This window comes from Paenibacillus sp. FSL H7-0942 (genome assembly GCF_045040715.1).
Taxonomy (GTDB): domain Bacteria; phylum Bacillota; class Bacilli; order Paenibacillales; family Paenibacillaceae; genus Paenibacillus; species Paenibacillus amylolyticus.
In genome coordinates, this window is sequence record NZ_CP150279.1 from 4,825,415 (window position 1) to 4,846,238 (window position 20,824).

Genomic DNA, 20,824 nt, shown 5'->3' on the forward strand with positions numbered 1-20,824 from the left:
GCACAGCCAGCTCCTTTCGTGTTCATGCTAGGATAAGTTAACTGATTGATGGAATTCCCTTTAGCAACTTAGAGAGCCAGTACTTGCATCGTGACCGTTTCGGTCTCAGCTCGTTCTTCTGATCGCTGTTATCCCCAGATTTTTTTGATCCATTTTTCAATGGTAAAATCCGGGGATAAAGGCGAGCGCTTCGCTTCTTCAGAATCGATTCTGATCCCTACACTACTTTAGCTGTACAACCCTCTCGTTACTTGCCGGGCCCATCAAATGCTAACTTATATAGTTTATTTTGTTGTTATTAGGCTTTAGAAGCCATTTTGCGTTGTTTTTCTGCACGCTCACGCTCGGATTTGTTCAGGATCTTTTTACGAAGACGAATAGATTTTGGTGTAATCTCACAATATTCATCTTCATTCAGATATTCAAGCGCCTGTTCCAACGAGAAGATAATCGGAGTTTTAATTTTAACCGTATCATCTTTACCAGAAGAACGAACGTTAGTCAGTTGTTTTTCTTTGCAGATGTTAACAACGATATCATTGTCACGTGTATGTTCACCAACAATCATACCTTCGTAGATTTCAGTACCCGGCTCCAAGAAGAGTGTACCTCGATCCTCAACGCCCATCATGCCATAGAACGTAGATGTACCCGTTTCAGTTGAGATCAACACGCCTTGGTGACGTCCACCCACTTGACCGGATACTACTGGAGCGTAGCTGTCAAATGCATGGTTCATTACACCATAACCACGAGTCAATGTCAGGAAGTTGGTGCTATATCCGATCAAACCACGTGCTGGAATTAGGAACTCCAGACGAACTTGACCACTACCTGTGTTAACCATGTTAACCATCTCTGCTTTACGTGCGCCCAGGCTCTCCATTACGGAACCCATGCTCTCTTCAGGGATATCAATCAACAAGCGCTCAACAGGTTCCATTTTCTTACCGTCAACTTCTCTTACGATAACTTCTGGTTTGGATACTTGAAGCTCATATCCTTCACGACGCATATTTTCAATCAGGATACCCAAGTGAAGCTCACCACGTCCGGAAACGATAAATGCATCAGGGCTATCCGTTTCGTCAACACGAAGGGAAACGTCTGTTTCCAACTCTTTGAACAAACGCTCACGAAGTTTACGGGAAGTTACCCATTTACCTTCACGACCTGCGAATGGACTGTTGTTCACGAGGAACGTCATTTGCAGTGTTGGCTCATCAATTTTCAGAACTGGCAAAGCTTCCGGGTTGTTAGGGTCGGCAATGGTTTCACCAATGTTGATGTCCTTGATCCCTGCAATGGCAACGATGTCGCCTGCTCCTGCTTCTTCCGTCTCAATACGTTTGAGACCTTGGAAACCAAACAGTTTCTCGATACGTGCAGTTTTGCTCTTACCATCACGCATAATAACCGTTACCGATTGTCCTTGACGGATCACACCGCGGTTAACACGACCAATGGCAATACGGCCAAGGTATTCATTGTAGTCCATCAAAGTAACGAGGAATTGAAGTGGTTCTTCAACATTTTCGGTAGGGTGTGGGATATGACTAACGATGGTATTGTAGATCGCCATCATGTTGTCATCTTGTTTGGCAGGATCATTATCCATGCTGGATGTTCCGTTCAATGCGGAAGCATATACAACAGGGAATTCGAGTTGTTGATCGTTGGCACCCAGTTCAATGAACAGGTCCAATACTTCATCAATAACCTCAGTCGGACGAGCCGCTGGACGGTCAATTTTGTTTACAACAACGATTGGTGTCAGGTTATGCTCAAGTGCTTTACGAAGTACAAACTTCGTTTGTGGCATACAGCCTTCATAAGCATCAACAACGAGCAATACACCGTCAACCATTTTCATGATACGTTCAACTTCACCACCGAAGTCGGCGTGTCCTGGTGTATCCACAATATTAATCAAGTAATCTTTATAAGTTATAGCCGTGTTTTTGGCCAAAATCGTAATACCGCGTTCACGCTCCAAATCGTTGGAGTCCATTACGCGCTCCTGTACCGTTTCGTGATCTCGGTAAGTACCGGATTGCTGGAGCAACTTGTCAACGAGTGTTGTTTTTCCGTGGTCGACGTGGGCAATAATCGCAATATTGCGAATGTGTTCTCTTGAATGCATGTTTTGTATCCATATCCTTTCCAATTTCAAATCATATCTACTTAAACTTCCCGCAATTTCGCAGGTTACTCACAAAATAAGCGTCGGTGATATCCCGACGCATGTCTATATCCCTTATATTATAGTTTATTATAGGTAAAAATCAAGATATTTCGCACGAAAAGACCACTGGGAATATTACCAGCCTCTCCCTTGACGTCCTCGTCCAAGTAATAACCAGACTCCACCCAAGATCAAAAGGACAGCAAGTACATAGATTATTCCCGTTTGCAGCAAGGTAAATCCGAATAATATGATGGACACCGCACCAAGGATCAAAGCTGCAGGTAACACATATTCCGGTCTTCGCCGTTCAGCCATTCCATATTCGAGTAACCCTATGGCGATCCCAAGCAAGAATGCTGGCCACAGCCTGCTCATAAGTCCAGCGCCCCAGGTATTCGTTATACTAAATAAAACACCATACACCGTTAGTATGCCGGCAGGAACGAGTGACCACGATGGTGAAATACGCGCATAATATAACGCATGAAGGGCGATGCCTGGCAGCAGGATCAGCAAAGGCCAGAAATTACGACCAATAAATCCAAACACGCCAAACTTGCCAAGCAGAATAATAATTCCCGCTGCTACAATAAATAGTCCAATCGCTTTTTCATTTCTCATCCTCATCTAAAATCACCTCTTATACTATGGCTATGTACTTTATTTCTTCATAAACGATACGCATTCCATGCTGACTGTTGATAATCAAACCTTTAATCATGCTTCTAGTGTATCCGATGTTTCGGCAAAAAACTATACTTTATGTCGCACTTTGCGTGCGTCCTTTACCTGTATTACCCTAAAATGTGCAACTTATGACCAGCCCAATGATTGTTGTATTGACAAGCGTATTATCTCACCACAAAACCGCCTAAACCGGACGGTTCAGACGGTCATATGTTCAAGCTTTTATCCAAAATTAAACTATGCGTTCTTCCGCACAAATTTATGTGCGCCTCCAATCGCAACCACAAGACAAGCCATGGCTACGGGTAGCAGCGTATGCACCTCTGATGCCATACCTCCCAGCCATTCTCCTAACTTGGGGTCTTTCATCACCATCTCACCTGCTGTGAAGGCCAGGATGCCTGATCCAACGAATACAAGAATCGGAAATCGCTTCAACAAACCAACAATTAAGCCGCTCCCCCATACGACGATGGGGATACTGATTGCAATACCAATGACGATCAGAGCCAAATCTCCATCTGCCAAAGCCGCTATGGCCAAAACATTATCCAAGCTCATTACAAAATCGGCAATCAGAATGGTTTGAATGGCTTTCCAGGTCGTAGAAGCTTCTCGAATATGTACTTCATCCTCATTTTGAAGCAGCAGCTTTACTGCAATCCAGAGTAGCAACAGCCCACCTGCCGCTTGGATAAAGGGAATCCCCAGCAATAATACCGCTACAAAGGTTAACACACAACGCAGCAGCACCGCGCCAAAAGCTCCCCACCATACCGCTTTTTTGCGTTGTATTGGTGGCAGATCCTTGCTGGCAAGCGCAATAACAACCGCATTATCTCCACTTAATACCAGATTGATCATTAAAATTTCAGTTAACAGCCATAGTGTATCCATGTCCTCATCCCCCCACATTAACTTGTATGTCGGAGTTGTCCATGCTATTCTTAATGATTGAACCGTATATAAGGAGTGACATATATCATGGAGCTATTTAGTCCCACATTCTGGCTGGCTTTGCTGAACGTTGTCTTTATTGATCTAATTCTGGCTGGGGATAATGCCATCGTCATTGGTCTCGCAGCTCGAAACTTGCACCCTTCCGTGCAGAAAAAGGCGATTCTATATGGAACTGGCGGCGCACTTTTGATTCGAATTTTAGCAACAGTTGTTGTTTTATGGTTGCTTAAAGTTCCGTGGCTCTTGCTTGTGGGAGGCATACTTCTGATCTGGATTGCCTATAAATTATTGGCGGATCAGGGAGATGAACACAATGATGTCCAGGCGGGAACTTCATTGTGGACCGCTATTCGTACCATCGTGATCGCGGATGCAGCCATGGGATTAGATAACGTGATTGCAGTTGCTGGAGCAGCGCAGCAGCATCTCGTGCTTGTCATCCTTGGACTCCTGATTAGTGTACCTATTATCGTCTGGGGCAGTACCCTGTTTATCAAGCTAATTAATCACTTTCCTTGGATTATCTATGTCGGAGCCATTGTTCTCGGGTATACGGCTTCCAATATGATCACTGAGGAACAGCGACTCTTGCCTTACTTTACGGAACATCCGGCATTGCGCATTCTCTTTATCGTTGTGGTTATTGCAGGTGTAGTCTTTGCAGGTTATCGCAAACGCTCCAGCAGTTCCAGCCACAAGGGATCTGGTGGGGAACAGCAGCGCTCCTATTCGTAGGCTAATTAAACTAACAATTTCATCTGAATACAGCAAAGGACTGAACGATATTTCATCGGACAGTCCTTTTTTGCAGTTAACATAGCCCTTATTATGTCAGCCATGCTAATTTTTATTGAGTTTAGAACCAGTCATCCTTCATGCCATTGTCTCCTGTTGGATTCGTTACCACAGAAGTTTCACCGGCGTGCAGTGTGATCGTTTCAGTTTGTTCCACCGCCTGATCCACCCATTCTGACAGATGGCTCATTGTTGATTCTATTTTATCCACAATTCGAAGATTTGGATTGGTTGAAGGTGACTTTGGCACAAAGAGAGTACAGCAATCCTCATATGGCAAAATAGATATGTCATACGTTCCGATCTGTTTGGACAGAGTAATGATCTCCTGTTTATCCATCATAACCAGTGGTCGCAAAAGTGGCAGATCCGTCGCACGACCAATGACATTCATACTCGGAAGAGTCTGACTCGCTACTTGGCCTAGGCTATCCCCGGTGATCAGTGCGAGTGCCCGCTCACGCTCGGCAAGTTTGGATGCAATTCGCAGCATTGAACGTCGCATCAGCGTAATAATCAGATTATCCTGACCCAGCTGGGTAAATGCCGTTTGGATCTCCGTAAATGGAACCAGATGCAGCTTGATTGTTCCCGCATGATCAGCAAGGGCACGTGCCAAATCAATGACTTTCTCTTTGGCGCGCTCGCTTGTGAACGGGTAACTGTAAAAATGTACACATTCCACTTCCAGTCCACGGCGCATGGAAGACCAGGCTGCCACCGGGCTGTCTATTCCACCTGATAGCAGTACCATCGCTTTTCCATTCGTGCCCAGCGGAAACCCACCTACTGCCGGAATGGTTTCGTTGAAAATATAGGTACCCTGATCCCGAATTTCCACTCGCAGTTCAATATCAGGTTGACGAACATCAACACTTAATTGCTGAAACTTCCGAAGGATCGGGGAACCGACCAAATGGTTCATTTCATGGGAGGAGTTCGGGAACTCTTTCCAAACCCGCCTTACATTTACCTTAAATGTGGTGCCTTCTTTGAATTCGTCTTCCCTTTCGTCCATAAACGCAACTGCTGTTTTCACAATCTCATCAAGCTCGGATGGAGTAACTTTAACCGGACTAATCGACATCACACCGAAGACCCGCTTCAGCACCTTAATTAGTTCAATATGTGATTCACCGCCAAGATCCACATAGACACGGCCATATTCTTTGCGAAGGCTCGCTCCTGGATAAGGTTTAAGCAAAGCTTTCACCTGTGTAATGATCGTTTTCTCAAATCGGGCACGATTTTTCCCTTTTAACATAAACTCTCCGAAACGGAGAAGCAGCATATCATATTTCATATCCATTACATCCGCCTTTCGAGGGGCCGCAACTGCGCCACCATCTGATGTAAAGCCTGTTCAAGCAAGGCTACATCTTCTTCTGTATGTTCATCTCCAAGACTAATACGCAATCCGCCAATAGCACAAGCTGCATCTCTGCCCATCGCAAGTATAGCCCGACTCGGTTCAGCCGAACGCGAAGAACAGGCAGATTGGGTCGATATGGTTACGCCAAGTTGCTCCAAGGTGTGCAGCGCCACTTCTGCCTTCATCCCGGGATAGGAGAAGTGTACAATATGAGGTGCACCCTCTGGGCGACTTATTAATTCAAATTCAGGAATGGCACGTATCGTTTCCATCAATCGATCACGGAGCACCGTTGTACGCCGGGCAAAATCAACCTGATCTTCTGCTGCCATTCGCATAGCCTTTGCCATGCCTACCAGCAAGGCCACGTTTTCTGTGCCTGCTCTTAGGCCTTGCTCCTGTGATCCTCCTGACAATAGTGGCGTAAGCTCCACTCCACTTCGAACATACAGGAGACCTGCTCCCTTCGGTCCACGAATCTTGTGAGCAGACAGACTGTACAGATCTGCACCCCAAGCGGCAGGTATCGCCTCCATTTTCCCAAAACCCTGAACACCATCTACATGGAAAAGCACCCGTGGTGCTTTCTTTTTGAGCTGTTTGCCAATCTCTGCAATCGGATGGATGGATCCTGTTTCATTGTTTACATGCATCAGACTTACAAGCACCGTGTCGGGCCTGATCGCGTCTACGACCTGCTGAGCGTTCACTACTCCATCGGAATTCACAGGAACTAATGTCACATTCCATCCCCACTGCTGCAATTGCATAACACTTTCATACACCGAGGCATGCTCGGTAGCTGTTGTGATGATGTGTCTGCCTCGTGACTGATAACGTAATGCCGCACCTTTTATCGCAAGATTGTTACTCTCGGTGGCACCGGAAGTAAATACAATCTCTTCTGGCTTAACGCCGATTGCAGCAGCGCATCCAGATCGAGCACGACGCAGCAACTGATCGGCACGCTCTCCATACCCATGGATGGAGGACGGATTACCGAATTGTGTCTCCATAATTTCGGCCATCGTACGAATCACATCAGGATGGGGAGGTGTGGTTGCAGCATAATCAAAATATTTCAAATGAGGTTAGACCTCCCTTATCTCTTCGTTCTTGAACCTACAGTGAGCATTGTAACACGATACCCATACAACACAAAAAGACCAACCGGGAACAGGCGTTTCAAGCGCTTCTGCTCCCACATTTGATCTCATCCTGCCTATCATGTGTTTTCACAACTGTCTATATGTGAGTTTAGATCACATATTTCGACTGTGCCTTCTCCACCTTGGAGATATAATTCTGTGTTTCGGAAGGCAGACGGTTAAGTACACTCATCAGTTCGCTATCACTCGACACACCAAGACGTGAAACACGACCTGGTCCTGCATTATATGCAGCAAGTGCCATCTTCACTTCTCCACCAAAACGCTGGAGCTGAAGGGAAAGATACTTCGTACCCGCATCAATGTTCTGGGCAGGATCAAATGAATTACTCACACCCAGCCCTGCAGCGGTGCCATCCATTAATTGCATGAGCCCTTTGGCGCCGGCAGAGGACACCACATTTGGGTTAAAATTGGACTCTGTGTCAATGACGGCCTTGATCAATGATTCAGGAACACCGTACTTCGCACTTGCCTCGGCAATCAAAGATTCATAATCCGTAGGTACAGATGCACCGGAATCCACGATTCCTGTATTGGATGAAGATAATAAAGACTCAACGATGTTATTGGAGACAGAGGACGATCCTGCCGTATTTATATCCGGATTGTACGTGCTTCCGAGTTGCAGCCACAACAAACCATCACTGGATCTTTTGGAGACCGTCGCGGTGGAATCTGTATTGCTCGTCGAATTGGCACCCGTACCTAACAGCCCGTCCATCACATTGGCGAAATCCACTGTTGAACCAGCATCCGATTGTGATCCACTGGTTTGGTTATTCACATTGGACAATTGCAGTTCCAACAACTGTCGCGATCCGCTTGGATCAATCTGCATGAGTTATACCCACTCCCGTATAATTTAAGCGTATTATGACCTTATTCTACATCGTTTTACAGCAAGGTTCCATTGTTTTCAAAAAAATATATGAATCTCTCCACTTAACCTGCGCATATACGAAAAAAACCTTCTGTAGTTCACCACATTTGGGTGAGAACAGAAGGCTTTTGAATGAATCATTTTACACGTTAGCGAGCGAATGGAATCATGAAGAAATAACTCAGCGTAGCTACAACACCCAGTCCAATGGACCAGGCTCCCGCTGTCTTACGACCATTCACATAGGCATAGTAACCCAGTACGGCTGCGGCCGGTCCAAGTACGATTGACCACATGAACAAAGACGCGATCCCGAAGGCAAGTCCCATGTAACCCGCGACCTTGCCTGTTGATTCCATGACCCGGTCTGCCTCATGCTTCTCAGGTACAGGCTCTGCCCGTTCGGTACCTCCAGTTCTTACGACAGTCGGAGGAGCGACCTCTGCCCCGTATTCTTCCCGATGTGCTTTTCTGGGATAATCGACGCGCATACGCTGTTTTTCACCGTCAACATTGATTTTAGGGCGATCCTGCAAATTAAACTTATTATCGTCATTTTTCATTGGGAAGCACCTCCGTTATGAATAGGGATGACTGCTCACTTGGGTTTGAACGTGTGACAGCATGTTGCAGAGGATGTGCGTGCATGATCATGGTGATCGGAGTCAAATGTCTCACCGGCAAATTCCTCATGCAGACGACGGGTGGCATGTTGGTCGATGTCAATCATGATGGCATCAGCGTGGCAGAAGTTGTTCTCTCCCCAAAAGTTGCAGTTGGAGACGCTGCATTTGACAATTGGTTTGTCTTGGCTCATTTTTTATCACCTCGACTACTATTGTCTCCCCGCCACAAACCTGATATTCCCCGTCAAAATGCCAGATGATGACATGATCACACCTCGTCTGATTCTCACTAAAAACACAAAAAAACCGCCACAAGGGCGGTTTCGTCCAATTTCATATTCAGGTTTAAACGTTAATTAGGCGTGATTCCGTTGATTTTGCATACGGCGCTGAGTCAGGTAATCACTTTCATAATATGCCAGATCATCGCGCAATTCTTCGTACGTTTTGGAAACCTCAAGAATGACATCCCGTACTGCACGGATTGGCTTGTCACGGAAACGAATGGCATCTTGTCCTGTGTAAGCGTATCTTCCGTCTTCGGAATAACATTCATTTTTGGGATAGAAAAAGCTGTTTACGCATTGGTGATACGTATTATAAAGAGCCTTTTCGGCAAAATCGACATCAAAGTTGGCACGACGCAGCACAACGCCAAGTTTTTCGTAAGAAACTTCAGAAAAAACGAGCAAATGACGGAGATCTGAAAGAAATCCTTTGTAGAAGGCTGTTGATTCTTCCGTCTGATTCTGATCCAGTTCAGGCAAAGCATTCTCATTCAAAAAATTTTCAATCCGATCGATAGCCGGTTTTAACTTTTCCCTAGTTGACTCACATGTTTTCTGTACATTGGCTGCTGACATAAAGGTAGCTCCCCCTTAAATAAGTCCTTACATATAGGTCGGCCAACGGTGGTTTTCCCCTGACCTTTGAATTCTCAGCTATAATCCTACCATAAAAAGATGACGAGCGGTATCCCTTAATCATGCTTTCCGCTTCTGCCGTTAAACATGCCTATTATACGCAGTTAGACTCGAACCCGCCTGCATAAAAATATCCGCTTTTTCTAACGATAGATATAACCAGTGACAACGACGAAGCACTGTTAATGATTGTCCAAAATGAACGAAGGAGGTTCCATCCACCATGTCCAGACCGAAATGGATTAACTGGGCCCTTGCAGCTGGTGCAGGAGCACTCGCTCTGACACTCCTGCTTCCAACATCCAATCGTCCCGAACCTAAGCCAGGTGCCCTGTCTGACTCTGCTCATGAGGAGCACACGAGTAAGCATCGTCTGAAAGTGCAGGATGTCAAAGCAACCGATCTTCTGAACCGTATGGATGCCAAGCAACATCTCAGTATCATGCTGGAGAAAACCGCCACAATGAATGCTGCGCAGGTTAGCCGATATGTGAATGATCTCCAAAGTTCACATGAACATATCAGATCCATTCATCTCATGAATACCAATGGCTCTTTTAACAAGCCCTTTGATCACACCTCCACACAAGGAAGCAAGTTGGAACAACAGAAGCTTCAACATTCGCTCAACCTTGCCAAAAAAGCGGTAAACAAACGTCAAAGTTTTGAATCCTCTTCTTTTCCTTTGGGAAAAGAAAAATATTTTGTTATGGGGCAACCCTCCAAAGATGGCAAAAGAGCTGTAATTGCCTTGTTCAGTCAGAACGTATTAAATGCTGTTGAACAACATCAGAGCAAAAATCTGCGCATGATCCCTTATCCGCGTGAGGGTAAATTCAAAATTGAGTCTGTTCACCCGGATACGCTTAACGAAATCACAGTAAAAACTGGACATGATAATGCAAATGCCAGTCATTTTTATGAAAATGAAATCGTCATCCGTTTTCGCCAAGATCCCGGTGAACGGGATATGCGTATCATTAAATCCGATCTGAGAGCGCAATCTGCGCGCAAGCTGGGATACACGTATGTTTTTCGGTCAGAACATATGAGTTACAAACAATTGCATAGTTATTTCGAAAGCAAATGGAATCCACTCTATATGGAGCCCCACTATATGTATTTAACCAATGATACTGTAACTGAACAAACAGATGTAACGATACCCAATGACATTTTGTTCTCCGATTATCAGTGGAACCTGCCTGCGATTGAGACAAACAGAGGTTGGAATATTACCAAGGGAAACAAAGATGTCATCGTAGCAGTAGTTGATACGGGGGTTGATATGAATCACCCTGACCTGAAGGGCAAGCTCCTTGAGGGTTATAATGTGGTCGAGCCGGGAAGCCAACCGATGGATGATGTGGGACATGGAACACACGTCGCAGGCATTATCGGCGCTATTGTCAACAATAATGAAGGCGTGGCAGGCATGAGCTGGTATAACAAGGTACTACCGGTTAAAGTACTCGACAACTCAGGTTCTGGTACCACGTATGCCGTTGCCGAAGGCATCATCTGGGCAGCCGATCATGGAGCCAAAGTTATCAACATGAGTCTCGGCAATTATGCTGATGCGCAATTTCTTCATGATGCCATTAAATACGCTTTTGACCGGGATATCGTCCTGATTGCAGCCACGGGGAACGATAATACCGAGCGTCCAGGATACCCTGCTGCTTATCCGGAAGTATTTGCCGTATCTGCTACGGACCCGGATATGAGCAAAGCTTCCTATTCCAACTACGGGGACTATGTGGATGTGATGGCTCCGGGGTCCAGTATCGCCAGTACCTATCCAAACAATCAGTATGCGGCCTTGTCTGGAACGTCCATGGCTAGCCCTCATGTAGCCGCACTTGCAGGTTTGATTCGTTCGTTGAACCCGGACTTGACCAACACGGAAGTGATGGATTTGATGCGCCAAAGTGTTATTGACCTCGGTGATCCGGGTCACGACAAGTATTTCGGCTATGGCCAAATCGATGTCTATAAGGCACTGCAAGCCGCATCAGGCAACAGCGCTCCTTTGCAGTTCTGGCCGCAACATGTCAGACAACAAATGGATAATACGATGAAAAAGTATACGCAGTAAGCGTAATGAGGATAATCTGTAAAAAATACAAAAGCAGCTGCGCCCCGGGGCGTACGCTGCTCTTTTGGTTTATATCCAATTCCCCGGGGCACCCGCTGCGATTAGCGTTTGCGAGAAGATGTGCGGGTTTTGCTTGATTTTTTCACGGATTTTTTCTTCGGATTATGGCTGGATACATAGCAAGGGTCTTCTTCTTTAACAACAACAGGATACATGTGGTGATGAATCGGAACACAGTGATGTTTTTTGATCACTTCAATCGGGTGGATTACAGGCACGATTTGTGGGATGTAATAATCCTCAACAACCTGGATCGGGTCACAGACAATCGGGCAAAGCGGTGGACAGTAATGGTTCATTTCAAAACCAACTCCCTTTCTGGTGATACTATAACCTATTGCAACAGAGCGAAAGTGGATTGGATGTATGTCCATAGTCCGAAAAATTATATGAGCGGTAGCCTGTCCGCCACTGTCCCACCCTGCCCAGGTGTTACTCTGTCAATGACTTGGCACAGTACACGAAGTCCTTCACACAAAAGCTCAACGTTTGTTACCGTGAAGCAGATACGCAGACTTGGTGTATCCATCTCCCCTACATAACAGGCTGAACCGGGGAGGAAAGAGACCCCTGCAGCAAGTGACTGATGATGCAACTCACGCATATCCAAGTTACTTGGAAGTTGGAGCCACAGATTGAGTCCTCCCTCTGGCAAGCGCCATTGCACGCCCATAGTAGCATGCTCTTCCAGCACTTCAGATGCTGCGCACAAGCGAGAATACAATTCATCCCTCAATCGGGATACATAGGCACCGTACTGATTCTGAATGAAAGATTGCAGTGCCTTTTGTGTAAGCAGCGGACTCCCCAGATCCGCCGTAGATTTCGCGGCCACAAGCCGGGTCAATACACTTCCGTCTGCGATGGCGCAGGCTATACGGCAACCGGGAGACAACACCTTGCTGAAGCTTTTAATATATACGACATGACCTGTCCCATCCATCGATTTAATGGAAGCCGGGGGAGGGTCCCGAAAATAAAGATCTGCAAACGGATCATCCTCCAGAATGAGGCAGTGGTAGCTTTGCGCGAGATTAAGAAGTTGTGCTCGTCTTCTTGCACTCATCGTGATACCTGTTGGATTGTGATAGGTCGGGATCGTATAGATCAGCTTGGGTGGGTAGGTATCACATAATCGGGTCAACAGATCAATACGCATGCCTTCGTCATCCATCGGGACCGTAATGATCTTCGCGCCTCTACTCGTAAATACATCAATGGCTCCGGTATAGCTTGGTGCCTCCATGTATACAACATCACCAGGTCCGACAAAAGTCCGTGCCACAAGATCGATCCCCTGCTGAGCACCACTTGTAATTAACATGCGTTCAGGTGCAGCCTGTAGTCCACGCTCGGCAAAGTGTTCGGCCAAGATCTGTCTAAGCTCCCGATCCCCCTGAAAAGATCCGTAAGCTGCCATACGCTCTGTATGATCAGAGGAGAGTCGGTAGGCGCTGTCGATAATCTCTCGTGTAGGCAACAGTTCAGGCTGAATCGCTGACATATGAAGTTCATACCGCACTTGAGGTGACGTATCAAAATGTCTCCAGAGCTGGGCTCGCGGTAAATAATCCACCAGTGCCATCTGCCAATTCCATGACGTACTGGATTCACTGTTGGCATTGTTTCGCTGCGTTCGGTCCACATCCTCCATCTGATCCACGTTCAATGTACCTCTCACATAACAACCTTTCCCCTGGGAGCAGGTGATCAATTGAATCGCTTCAAGTTCAGCATACGCTTTGGATACAGTGACCAGGCTGACACCCAAATCCGCGGTCATTTTGCGAACAGAAGGAAGTCGGGTTCCGGGTTCAATGAGTCCTGATCTGATGCGATCGGCAATCGTTAGCGCAATCTGCACGTACAATTTGGTACTGCTTCCCCGCTTTAATTCAATATGCATATGTGCTCCCCCAACTGTTATGATCTTCATTTTACTGTTATAGTGCAGTCCGTCTATTATAGTTTATAATATCAGTATAACAGTGAATAACAGGAGATGAGAATAACATGAGTATCCCTTGGTCCAAAATGGCACAAAACACCCCGTCCTCTGTCGTTCGCGACATGCTCCAGGCCGCTCAGGCACCTGGAATGATCTCTCTAGCCGGTGGATTACCAGCCCAGACTTCATTCCCGCTGGAAGCCATACGCGTTGCATATGAAAAAGTATTTATGAGCGGAGCAGCCGCTCTTCAATATGCGGAGACTGAGGGTTACCGTCCTCTTCGCGCCAAAATCGCCGAACGTCTTGAATCCAAGGGCATTCCCGCTTCACCCGATCACATGCTTCTCACTACGGGTTCACAGCAATCCATTGACTTGGTTTGCCGCATCCTTCTCGACCCAGGTGACCGCGTATTGGTTGAATCACCAACCTACCTCGCTGCTCTGCAAGTCATTCATTCCTATCAGGCTGAATCTCACGGCGTAGCCTGTGATGATCACGGCATGTTGCCTGAATCTCTGGAGGAACAGCTCCAGTTGCATCGTCCAAAACTTGTCTATATTAATCCCACGTTCTCCAATCCTACGGGAAAAGTATGGTCGCGAGAAAGAAGACAGCAGGCTGTGGATCTGTGCCGCAAGTATGGTGTACTCATTCTGGAAGATGATCCCTATGGTGAAATTCGGTTTAATCCGGAGCAATTGGATGTCCCTGCTCTCGCAGAACTGGATGCAGTATCCTATGACGGCCCTTCCAACGTTATATACACCAGTACATTCTCCAAAACGGTAGCACCTGGCCTTCGTACGGGCTGGATACTGGCTGCCCCCGATATTGTCAAAATGGCAGCACGAGCCAAACAAGGTGCTGACTTGCACTCCAGCAGCATTGACCAAAGAGCGCTTCATGCACTACTTGAATCTTTCGATCTGGATGCGCATATCCGCCATATTTCAGAGGATTACGAACAACGCATGAAAACACTGACTACTCTTATGGCAGCCAAAGCTTGGGAAGGCATCTCGTGGAATTCACCACAAGGTGGCATGTTCTTGTGGCTGCAATTGCCTGAAGACATGCTTGCAAGCAATCTGTTCACTTACGGTATCCAGGAGAAAGTGTGCATTGTTCCAGGTGATTCTTTCTATGCAGGTACACCGGAGTTAAACCGCATGCGGATCAACTTTACTCATACGGACCCTGAGCTCCTTCCGGAAGCCGTGGAAAGAATGGATCGCGCCATCCAACGTTGGCATGCTTCCTTAACATCGGACAGTGTTGTTACACTGTAATGAACTGTCATAAACGTTTGACTATTCCATTAGCGTATGAAGATTAATAACTTGATATGAGAAACAAAAATAAGGCGGCAGGCCCGAGAATCTCGGAACTGCCGCCTTATTTTATAGAACCTGTTATCAACAGGAGTTAAGTTTTTTTAGATGTTCATGGGTCCTTCTGATCAGTCAGGCCATCGGATAATTCATACGAGTTGTCCTCGACTGATAGGTGGACTACATTGTGTTGCAATAGTGTTGTTGTTGCAGTTAGGAAAGCTTACCGTAAGCCGGGTTCTGTGCTCTTCGTGGTTCATACGGGAACTACCCTCCCACCAGAAGCGACAATCATCTATCTAGGCCATACATTGCTGCACAGCTCAAGCGACCAACCTAGACACACCTCGGGCTAAGGTTGCCTCCTCCGAAGAGGCGGCTGTGTCCCATTAGGTCTTGCTCCAGATGGGGTTTACCAGGAACGAAGTCACCAGCGTTCCTCGGGGTCTCTTACACCTCGGTTCCATCCTTGCCTGTGCCGGAAAATCCGGCCATCGGCGGTCCATTTCTGTGGCACTATCCTTCAACTCGCGCTGACTGGACGTTATCCAGCATCCTGCCCTGTGGAGCCCGGACTTTCCTCTCGTGGCAACAAAGGCCACCAGCGATTGTCTGTCAAGCTTTCCGAACAACATTACATAGTATACAGGCATTTAGGTTCCCAGACAAGCTTAATATTACTGGGAGCTGCACATCAACGATCTTTTTAGATAAACTGGAATACTTCCGTATTTACCTCTGAAGCTGTAACTTGCGTATCATATCGTTTTTCTTCCAAACGGGAACGAAGCCAATCCGCTGTTTTTGGTTTCATAATCTTCTCGGAATTATGTCCCGGGTCGATGATACACATACCTGCCATTAACGCATCATGAGCCGTGTGATAATCAATATCTCCGGTCACAATAACATCCGCACCTTTGAAGCGGGCAGTCAGCGCGTAACGGCTGCCAGAGCCGCCAAGAACCGCTGCTTTTTTGATCTGCTTGTTCAGATCTCCTACTACCCGCACATGAGGCACATTGAATTGGGTCTTCACGACCTCCACTAGCTCACCTAATGTCTTAGGATCCCTAAGGGGTCCCAAGCGTCCCAGACCGAGCGTACGGCCCTTTAAATCCATTGCATAGAGGTCATAGGCCACTTCCTCATACGGATGAGCCTTAAGCATCGCCTGAACGACCTTACTTCTCAGACTTTGGGGTACGATGGTCTCAATACGCATTTCTTCCACACGTTCCATCTGCCCTTGGGTACCGATAAACGGTTGAGTCCCTTCACCAGGTACAAATGTTCCTGTACCTTCCGTGTTAAAGCTGCACTTGTTGTATTGACCGATACTCCCCGCTCCGGCTTCCAGAATGGCCTGAAGAACCTGTTCATGATGGGTACGAGGCACAAAGACAGCCAGCTTGTACAGATGATCTGTGTGTACATCTTCCAGCGATTCTTTACTCTCGATGCCAAGTGCATCGGCCATCCAGTCATTCATCCCACCCTCGGCCACATCCAGGTTCGTATGACTGATATAGACAGCAATATCATGCTTAATCAGCTTTTCATACAATTTACCCATAGGTGTATCTGTACTCAGTGACTTAACCGGACGGAAAATGATCGCGTGATGAGCGATAATCAGGTTGGCACCGATACGAATCGCTTCGTCCACAACCTCATCCGTCACGTCCAAAGCTACTAACACGTGACGGATTTCTTTTTGCAAACTGCCGAGCTGGAGACCAATGCGGTCATCCGGTACAGCCAGATGTTTGGGAGCGAGTTGCTCCATCAGTTGAATTACAGTTTGACCTTTGGCAAACATGCCAAAACCTCCTTCAAGTTTGCGATAAGACGCTCTACCTCAGCCGCTTTGTCTCGGGAAGAATCCTGATCGGATTTGGAGATCGAGTTTACAACCCCTTGCAGTTTGATGATCTCACTTTCCCATTTGGAAAAAAATACATCCGTTGGACGATCAACCAAATAAGGTCCCATCCGCAGCAGCAAATCTTCCGTTAATTCTGCCCCGCCTTGAAGCGGACGTGCACGATACACCTCTACATTGGCAATCGGGCTTACGGATTGTGGCATCGCCGTTATAATCTCATAAATCTTGCCATCTTCTTCGAGCAACTGTTCTGCTACAACCACCCAGTGATGCTCCAGTAACCAGCGTCTGAGGATATCCTCACCCACATTTGGTTGCAAAATAAGTAACTGGACTCCTTCCAGTTTGGATATACCTCGGTCCAAAATAGAGGCAATCAGGGCGCCACCCATGCCTGCAATGGTGATGACATCCACTTCACCCGCAATGATCACATCAAGACCGTCTCCACGACGCACCGTGATTTTTTCTTTCAGGCCAGCATCGCTGACTTGTTTGCATGCAGCATCATAAGGGCCAGGATTGACTTCCCCGGCTACTGCACTTGCAGCTTTCCCACTGCGGATTGCGGCTACTGGCAGCAAAGCGTGGTCTGAACCGATATCAGCCATCCGGCTGCCATCGGGAATTTGATCATGTATTCGCTGTAATCGATTCGAAAGTTTCATGAAGCACCTACACCATTCATTTAATTTATTGATTTGCATTGAACAAGGAAAAGCGATAAAATAAAATCCAATAAAACATTTCAAGGATGAATTTCCAAAACCAAGAAATCAAGACGTTTAAATTAAAAATAAAGGAGACCCCGCCGCCGCTAAAGCGTCTTGCGGAAAGTCTCCCATAGTTCGATTATTCGAGGAAATCCTTGAGTCGTTTACTACGACTCGGGTGACGCAACTTACGAAGAGCCTTAGCTTCGATCTGACGAATACGCTCACGCGTAACACCAAATACCTTGCCGACTTCCTCCAGCGTTCTCGTCCGTCCATCGTCCAGACCAAAACGTAGACGAAGCACGTTCTCTTCACGTTCAGTCAATGTATCCAATACATCTTCGAGCTGTTCTTTCAGCAACTCATACGCAGCAGCATCCGCCGGAGCAAGTGCTTCCTGATCCTCAATGAAGTCACCCAGATGGGAATCATCTTCCTCACCAATCGGTGTTTCCAGAGAAACTGGTTCCTGTGCAATCTTCGTAATTTCACGAACTTTCTCTACACTCAGATCCATCTCAGCAGCGATTTCTTCTGGTGTCGGTTCACGCCCAAGTTCCTGCAACAGCTGACGGGATACCCGGATCAGCTTATTAATCGTCTCCACCATGTGCACAGGGATACGAATTGTACGCGCCTGGTCAGCAATAGCACGAGTGATCGCTTGGCGAATCCACCATGTTGCATACGTACTGAACTTGTATCCTTTTTTGTGGTCGAACTTCTCAACCGCTTTGATCAGACCCATATTACCTTCCTGAATCAAATCAAGGAACAACATTCCACGTCCAACGTAACGCTTGGCGATACTGACAACGAGTCGTAAGTTAGCTTCAGCCAGACGACGCTTGGCTTCTTCATCCCCGTTCTCAATCCGTTTAGCCAGTTGTACTTCATCATCTGCCGACAACAGTGGCACACGACCAATTTCCTTGAGGTACATACGGACAGGGTCATTGATTTTGATACCTGGCGGCAAGCTCAGATCATCATCAAAGTGGAATTCGTCCTCTCCCTCTCTGGTGTTGTTCTCGGAATCTTCACTAGGACGAAGTGTAACCTCTTCATTATTTTCATTCACTACATCGATACCCAGATCGCTCAGTTGCTCATAGAACTCATCCATTTGCTCTGCATCCTGCTCAAAAGGAGAGAGTTTCTCTATAATTTCCTTGTAATTCAGCGAAGCTCTTTTCTTACCTGATTCAATCAATTGATCTTTAACCTGATCCAGTGTCAATTCTGTTTCTAGTTCAGTATGCTGATCATTCGCCATAATTCGACTCCCTCCTCCCTAGAAACATCTAATCATCAGACGTTCACTGTCTCTCTAGGGCAATCATTTCAATTGCAATCTGTGCCGCGCGTACAGAATCACCTGCCCGCTCTGCAGCAATCATTTCTTCTTTTTTCAAATCGTACTCTTTCTTACGCGGATGCTTCAGCACTTCCCTGATGCAATCATCGAGCATTTGAATACTCCATTCACCTGGACCATCCATCATCGAGATTGAACTAACCGTCTTTTCCAGGCGATCGTCATGCAGTGAAGACATAAAACGGCTTGTATCCGACGGTTTGCCTTGCGCATAGTAGGCATATAGATAAGCAGCAATAGCTGCATGATCATCCAAGTTAAAAGCTTCACCAAGATGCTCATTCACGTACTGGGCAGCCTCATCATCCTGCAACATCCAGGCGATCAGTTTGCGTTCAGCAGCGTGGTAAGCCGGCAACAGATTGGGTGTGGGCACCTGCCTATTTTGTTGCCTACCATTATTCCACCTTTTCGGGTTATTATCCCCAAACTGGAGGTTATTTTTCATCGCCTCCCGTTCTTCATTACACTCCTGCTTCAATGTTTCGAAGGATACGTCCACTTCTGCAGCCAGTTCACGAAGATACACTTCCCTTTCTGTTGGAGAAGGTAAGGGTGCGATCAACTTTACTGCTTCTTTCGAATAGGCGATTTGTCCGCCACCCTCTAGCAGTATATGGCTTTTTTTTAAGTTTATAAGTTTAAATTTTGTAGTTGTCACGGCACCGTCCACAATCTGGTTTCGGAACCGTTCACCACCATGCTTCCGGATAAAATCATCCGGGTCAAGTCCCTCCGGAATGAGAGCCACTTTGACCTGCAATCCAGCTTCCTCAAGAATAGGGAAGTTTTTGAGTGCAGCAGCCTGTCCTGCTCTGTCGCCGTCATAACATATGATGACTTCGTCGCACATCCCTTTGAGCATCAGTGCCTGATTCTCGGTTAACGCAGTGCCCATTGCCGCTACACCATTCTGTATATCCTGATCCCATGCGGAGATGACATCACCATATCCCTCGAACAAAATGGCTTGTCTTTGTTTGCGAATTGCATTTTTGGCATGATGCAGATTATAGAGAACACGGCTTTTGTTAAATAACCGGGTTTCCGGTGAATTTAGATACTTCGGTTGCCCATCTCCCAATATGCGTCCTGCAAATGCAATCGGCTTACCGCTCCTGCCATTAATCGGGAACATAATCCGGTCTCGGAATCGATCCACATATCCCTGACCTTCATTTCGCGGTGACAGAAGTCCACCCTTTTCCATCTCTTCGAGCGGATAGTTACGTTTCTCAAGAAATTGTACCAGTGTGTCCCAACGATTTGGTGCAAAACCAATCTGGAACTGGTCAATCAACTTGTCGCCAAAACCTCTTGAGCGTAAATACTCCATGGCTGACTTGCCGTGCTCCGTATTTTTCAACAAAAAATGATACAGCTTCGCGGTAAGCTCATAAGCCTCCAACAGACGTTCAGTCTCGGGATTCACATGAGCAGATTCACGCCCTTGCCAGTCCCCCATAGAGATGTGACTTTCTTCCGCCATCGTTTTGACAGCCTCGGGAAAGGATAACCCTTCGATTTCCATCCTGAATTTGATGGCATTTCCACCCGTGCCGCAACCGTAGCAGTAGAAAATTTGTTTCTCAGGTGTAACGGTGAACGAAGGCGTCTTCTCGGAATGAAAAGGACAGAGGCCTTTCATATACTTCCCCTGTTTGGTCAGATGCACAAATCGGCTCACCGTATCGACAATATCATTCTGCTGTAACACCGATTCAATAATACTTTCGGGTATACCGCCTTGTCCGGTACTCATCTCTGGCCACCTTCATCTCTTCAACACGTAAATA

General features: G+C 46.6%; 18 protein-coding genes and 1 other RNA gene. 3 read left to right on the plus strand and 16 right to left on the minus strand.

The features are described from left to right. Positions 1-298: 298 nt before the first annotated feature. From typA to MHI48_RS21505, 3 genes are all read right to left on the minus strand, one after another. A complete protein-coding gene (gene typA / locus MHI48_RS21495) occupies positions 299-2,143 on the minus strand; it encodes a translational GTPase TypA (protein WP_036674819.1) in 1,845 nt (614 codons plus the stop codon). Positions 2,144-2,320: 177 nt separating this feature from the next. Continuing rightward, positions 2,321-2,815, minus strand: coding sequence for a hypothetical protein (locus tag MHI48_RS21500; RefSeq protein ID WP_143781059.1), 495 nt, complete (start codon positions 2,813-2,815; stop codon positions 2,321-2,323). A 297-nt stretch (positions 2,816-3,112) separates the two neighbouring features. Beyond that, complete coding sequence (locus tag MHI48_RS21505; RefSeq protein ID WP_047843767.1) at positions 3,113-3,772, minus strand: TerC family protein; 660 nt, start codon at positions 3,770-3,772, stop codon at positions 3,113-3,115. An 87-nt stretch (positions 3,773-3,859) separates the two neighbouring features. Between MHI48_RS21505 and MHI48_RS21510 the strand changes: the two genes are divergently transcribed. Further along, entirely contained in the window at positions 3,860-4,570 is a 711-nt protein-coding gene (locus MHI48_RS21510) for a TerC family protein (RefSeq protein ID WP_047843768.1), read from the plus strand. Between the two features lie 121 nt (positions 4,571-4,691). Here the strand turns inward: MHI48_RS21510 and thiI are convergent, their stop codons facing one another. The 6 genes from thiI to MHI48_RS21540 form a co-directional block, all read right to left on the minus strand. Further along, the gene (gene thiI / locus MHI48_RS21515; RefSeq protein WP_100527636.1) at positions 4,692-5,933 is read right to left on the minus strand and encodes a tRNA uracil 4-sulfurtransferase ThiI; all 1,242 of its coding nucleotides are present in this window, start codon (positions 5,931-5,933) and stop codon (positions 4,692-4,694) included. Positions 5,934-5,938: 5 nt separating this feature from the next. After that, the gene (locus tag MHI48_RS21520; RefSeq protein ID WP_405141708.1) at positions 5,939-7,087 is read right to left on the minus strand and encodes a cysteine desulfurase family protein; all 1,149 of its coding nucleotides are present in this window, start codon (positions 7,085-7,087) and stop codon (positions 5,939-5,941) included. Between the two features lie 172 nt (positions 7,088-7,259). After that, positions 7,260-8,012, minus strand: coding sequence for a lytic transglycosylase domain-containing protein (locus MHI48_RS21525; RefSeq protein ID WP_036674814.1), 753 nt, complete (start codon positions 8,010-8,012; stop codon positions 7,260-7,262). Between the two features lie 191 nt (positions 8,013-8,203). Continuing rightward, a complete protein-coding gene (locus tag MHI48_RS21530; RefSeq protein ID WP_036674813.1) occupies positions 8,204-8,617 on the minus strand; it encodes a hypothetical protein in 414 nt (137 codons plus the stop codon). Positions 8,618-8,652: 35 nt separating this feature from the next. Then, positions 8,653-8,871: a DUF1540 domain-containing protein gene (locus tag MHI48_RS21535; RefSeq protein WP_074095869.1), complete on the minus strand. Its 219-nt coding sequence runs from the start codon at positions 8,869-8,871 to the stop codon at positions 8,653-8,655. 165 nt (positions 8,872-9,036) lie between these two features. Continuing rightward, on the minus strand, positions 9,037-9,543 hold the full coding sequence (locus MHI48_RS21540; RefSeq protein WP_017687263.1) for a YpuI family protein: 507 nt from the start codon (positions 9,541-9,543) through the stop codon (positions 9,037-9,039). A gap of 283 nt (positions 9,544-9,826) precedes the next feature. On the opposite strand from MHI48_RS21540, the gene MHI48_RS21545 reads away from it, so the two are divergent. Next, a complete protein-coding gene (locus tag MHI48_RS21545) occupies positions 9,827-11,701 on the plus strand; it encodes a S8 family peptidase (protein WP_405141711.1) in 1,875 nt (624 codons plus the stop codon). Positions 11,702-11,802: 101 nt separating this feature from the next. On the opposite strand, the gene MHI48_RS21550 is transcribed toward MHI48_RS21545, so the two are convergent. Both MHI48_RS21550 and MHI48_RS21555 read right to left on the minus strand, forming a co-directional pair. Then, the gene (locus MHI48_RS21550) at positions 11,803-12,060 is read right to left on the minus strand and encodes a hypothetical protein (RefSeq protein WP_076318862.1); all 258 of its coding nucleotides are present in this window, start codon (positions 12,058-12,060) and stop codon (positions 11,803-11,805) included. Positions 12,061-12,146: 86 nt separating this feature from the next. Beyond that, a complete protein-coding gene (locus tag MHI48_RS21555) occupies positions 12,147-13,667 on the minus strand; it encodes a PLP-dependent aminotransferase family protein (protein ID WP_405141713.1) in 1,521 nt (506 codons plus the stop codon). Positions 13,668-13,774: 107 nt separating this feature from the next. Here MHI48_RS21555 and MHI48_RS21560 point away from each other — a divergent pair, with 107 nt between their 5' ends. Continuing rightward, positions 13,775-15,004, plus strand: a complete 1,230-nt coding sequence (locus MHI48_RS21560) for a PLP-dependent aminotransferase family protein (RefSeq protein ID WP_405141715.1) — start codon at positions 13,775-13,777, stop codon at positions 15,002-15,004. A gap of 256 nt (positions 15,005-15,260) precedes the next feature. Here the strand turns inward: MHI48_RS21560 and rnpB are convergent. From rnpB to dnaG, 5 genes are all read right to left on the minus strand, one after another. Continuing rightward, an RNA gene (rnpB, locus tag MHI48_RS21565) (RNase P RNA component class A) lies at positions 15,261-15,670 on the minus strand. An 82-nt stretch (positions 15,671-15,752) separates the two neighbouring features. Continuing rightward, complete coding sequence (locus tag MHI48_RS21570; protein WP_076328102.1) at positions 15,753-16,868, minus strand: Nif3-like dinuclear metal center hexameric protein; 1,116 nt, start codon at positions 16,866-16,868, stop codon at positions 15,753-15,755. Beyond that, positions 16,844-17,602 (minus strand): tRNA (adenine(22)-N(1))-methyltransferase, encoded by a 759-nt coding sequence (locus MHI48_RS21575; RefSeq protein ID WP_405141717.1) that lies wholly within the window; start codon positions 17,600-17,602, stop codon positions 16,844-16,846. The genes MHI48_RS21570 and MHI48_RS21575 overlap by 25 nt, the downstream gene beginning before the upstream one ends. Positions 17,603-17,786: 184 nt before the next feature. Further along, positions 17,787-18,926: an RNA polymerase sigma factor RpoD gene (gene rpoD, locus MHI48_RS21580; RefSeq protein ID WP_017687256.1), complete on the minus strand. Its 1,140-nt coding sequence runs from the start codon at positions 18,924-18,926 to the stop codon at positions 17,787-17,789. A 43-nt stretch (positions 18,927-18,969) separates the two neighbouring features. Then, positions 18,970-20,790: a DNA primase gene (dnaG, locus tag MHI48_RS21585; protein WP_036615029.1), complete on the minus strand. Its 1,821-nt coding sequence runs from the start codon at positions 20,788-20,790 to the stop codon at positions 18,970-18,972. Between the last annotated feature and the right edge of the window lie 34 nt (positions 20,791-20,824).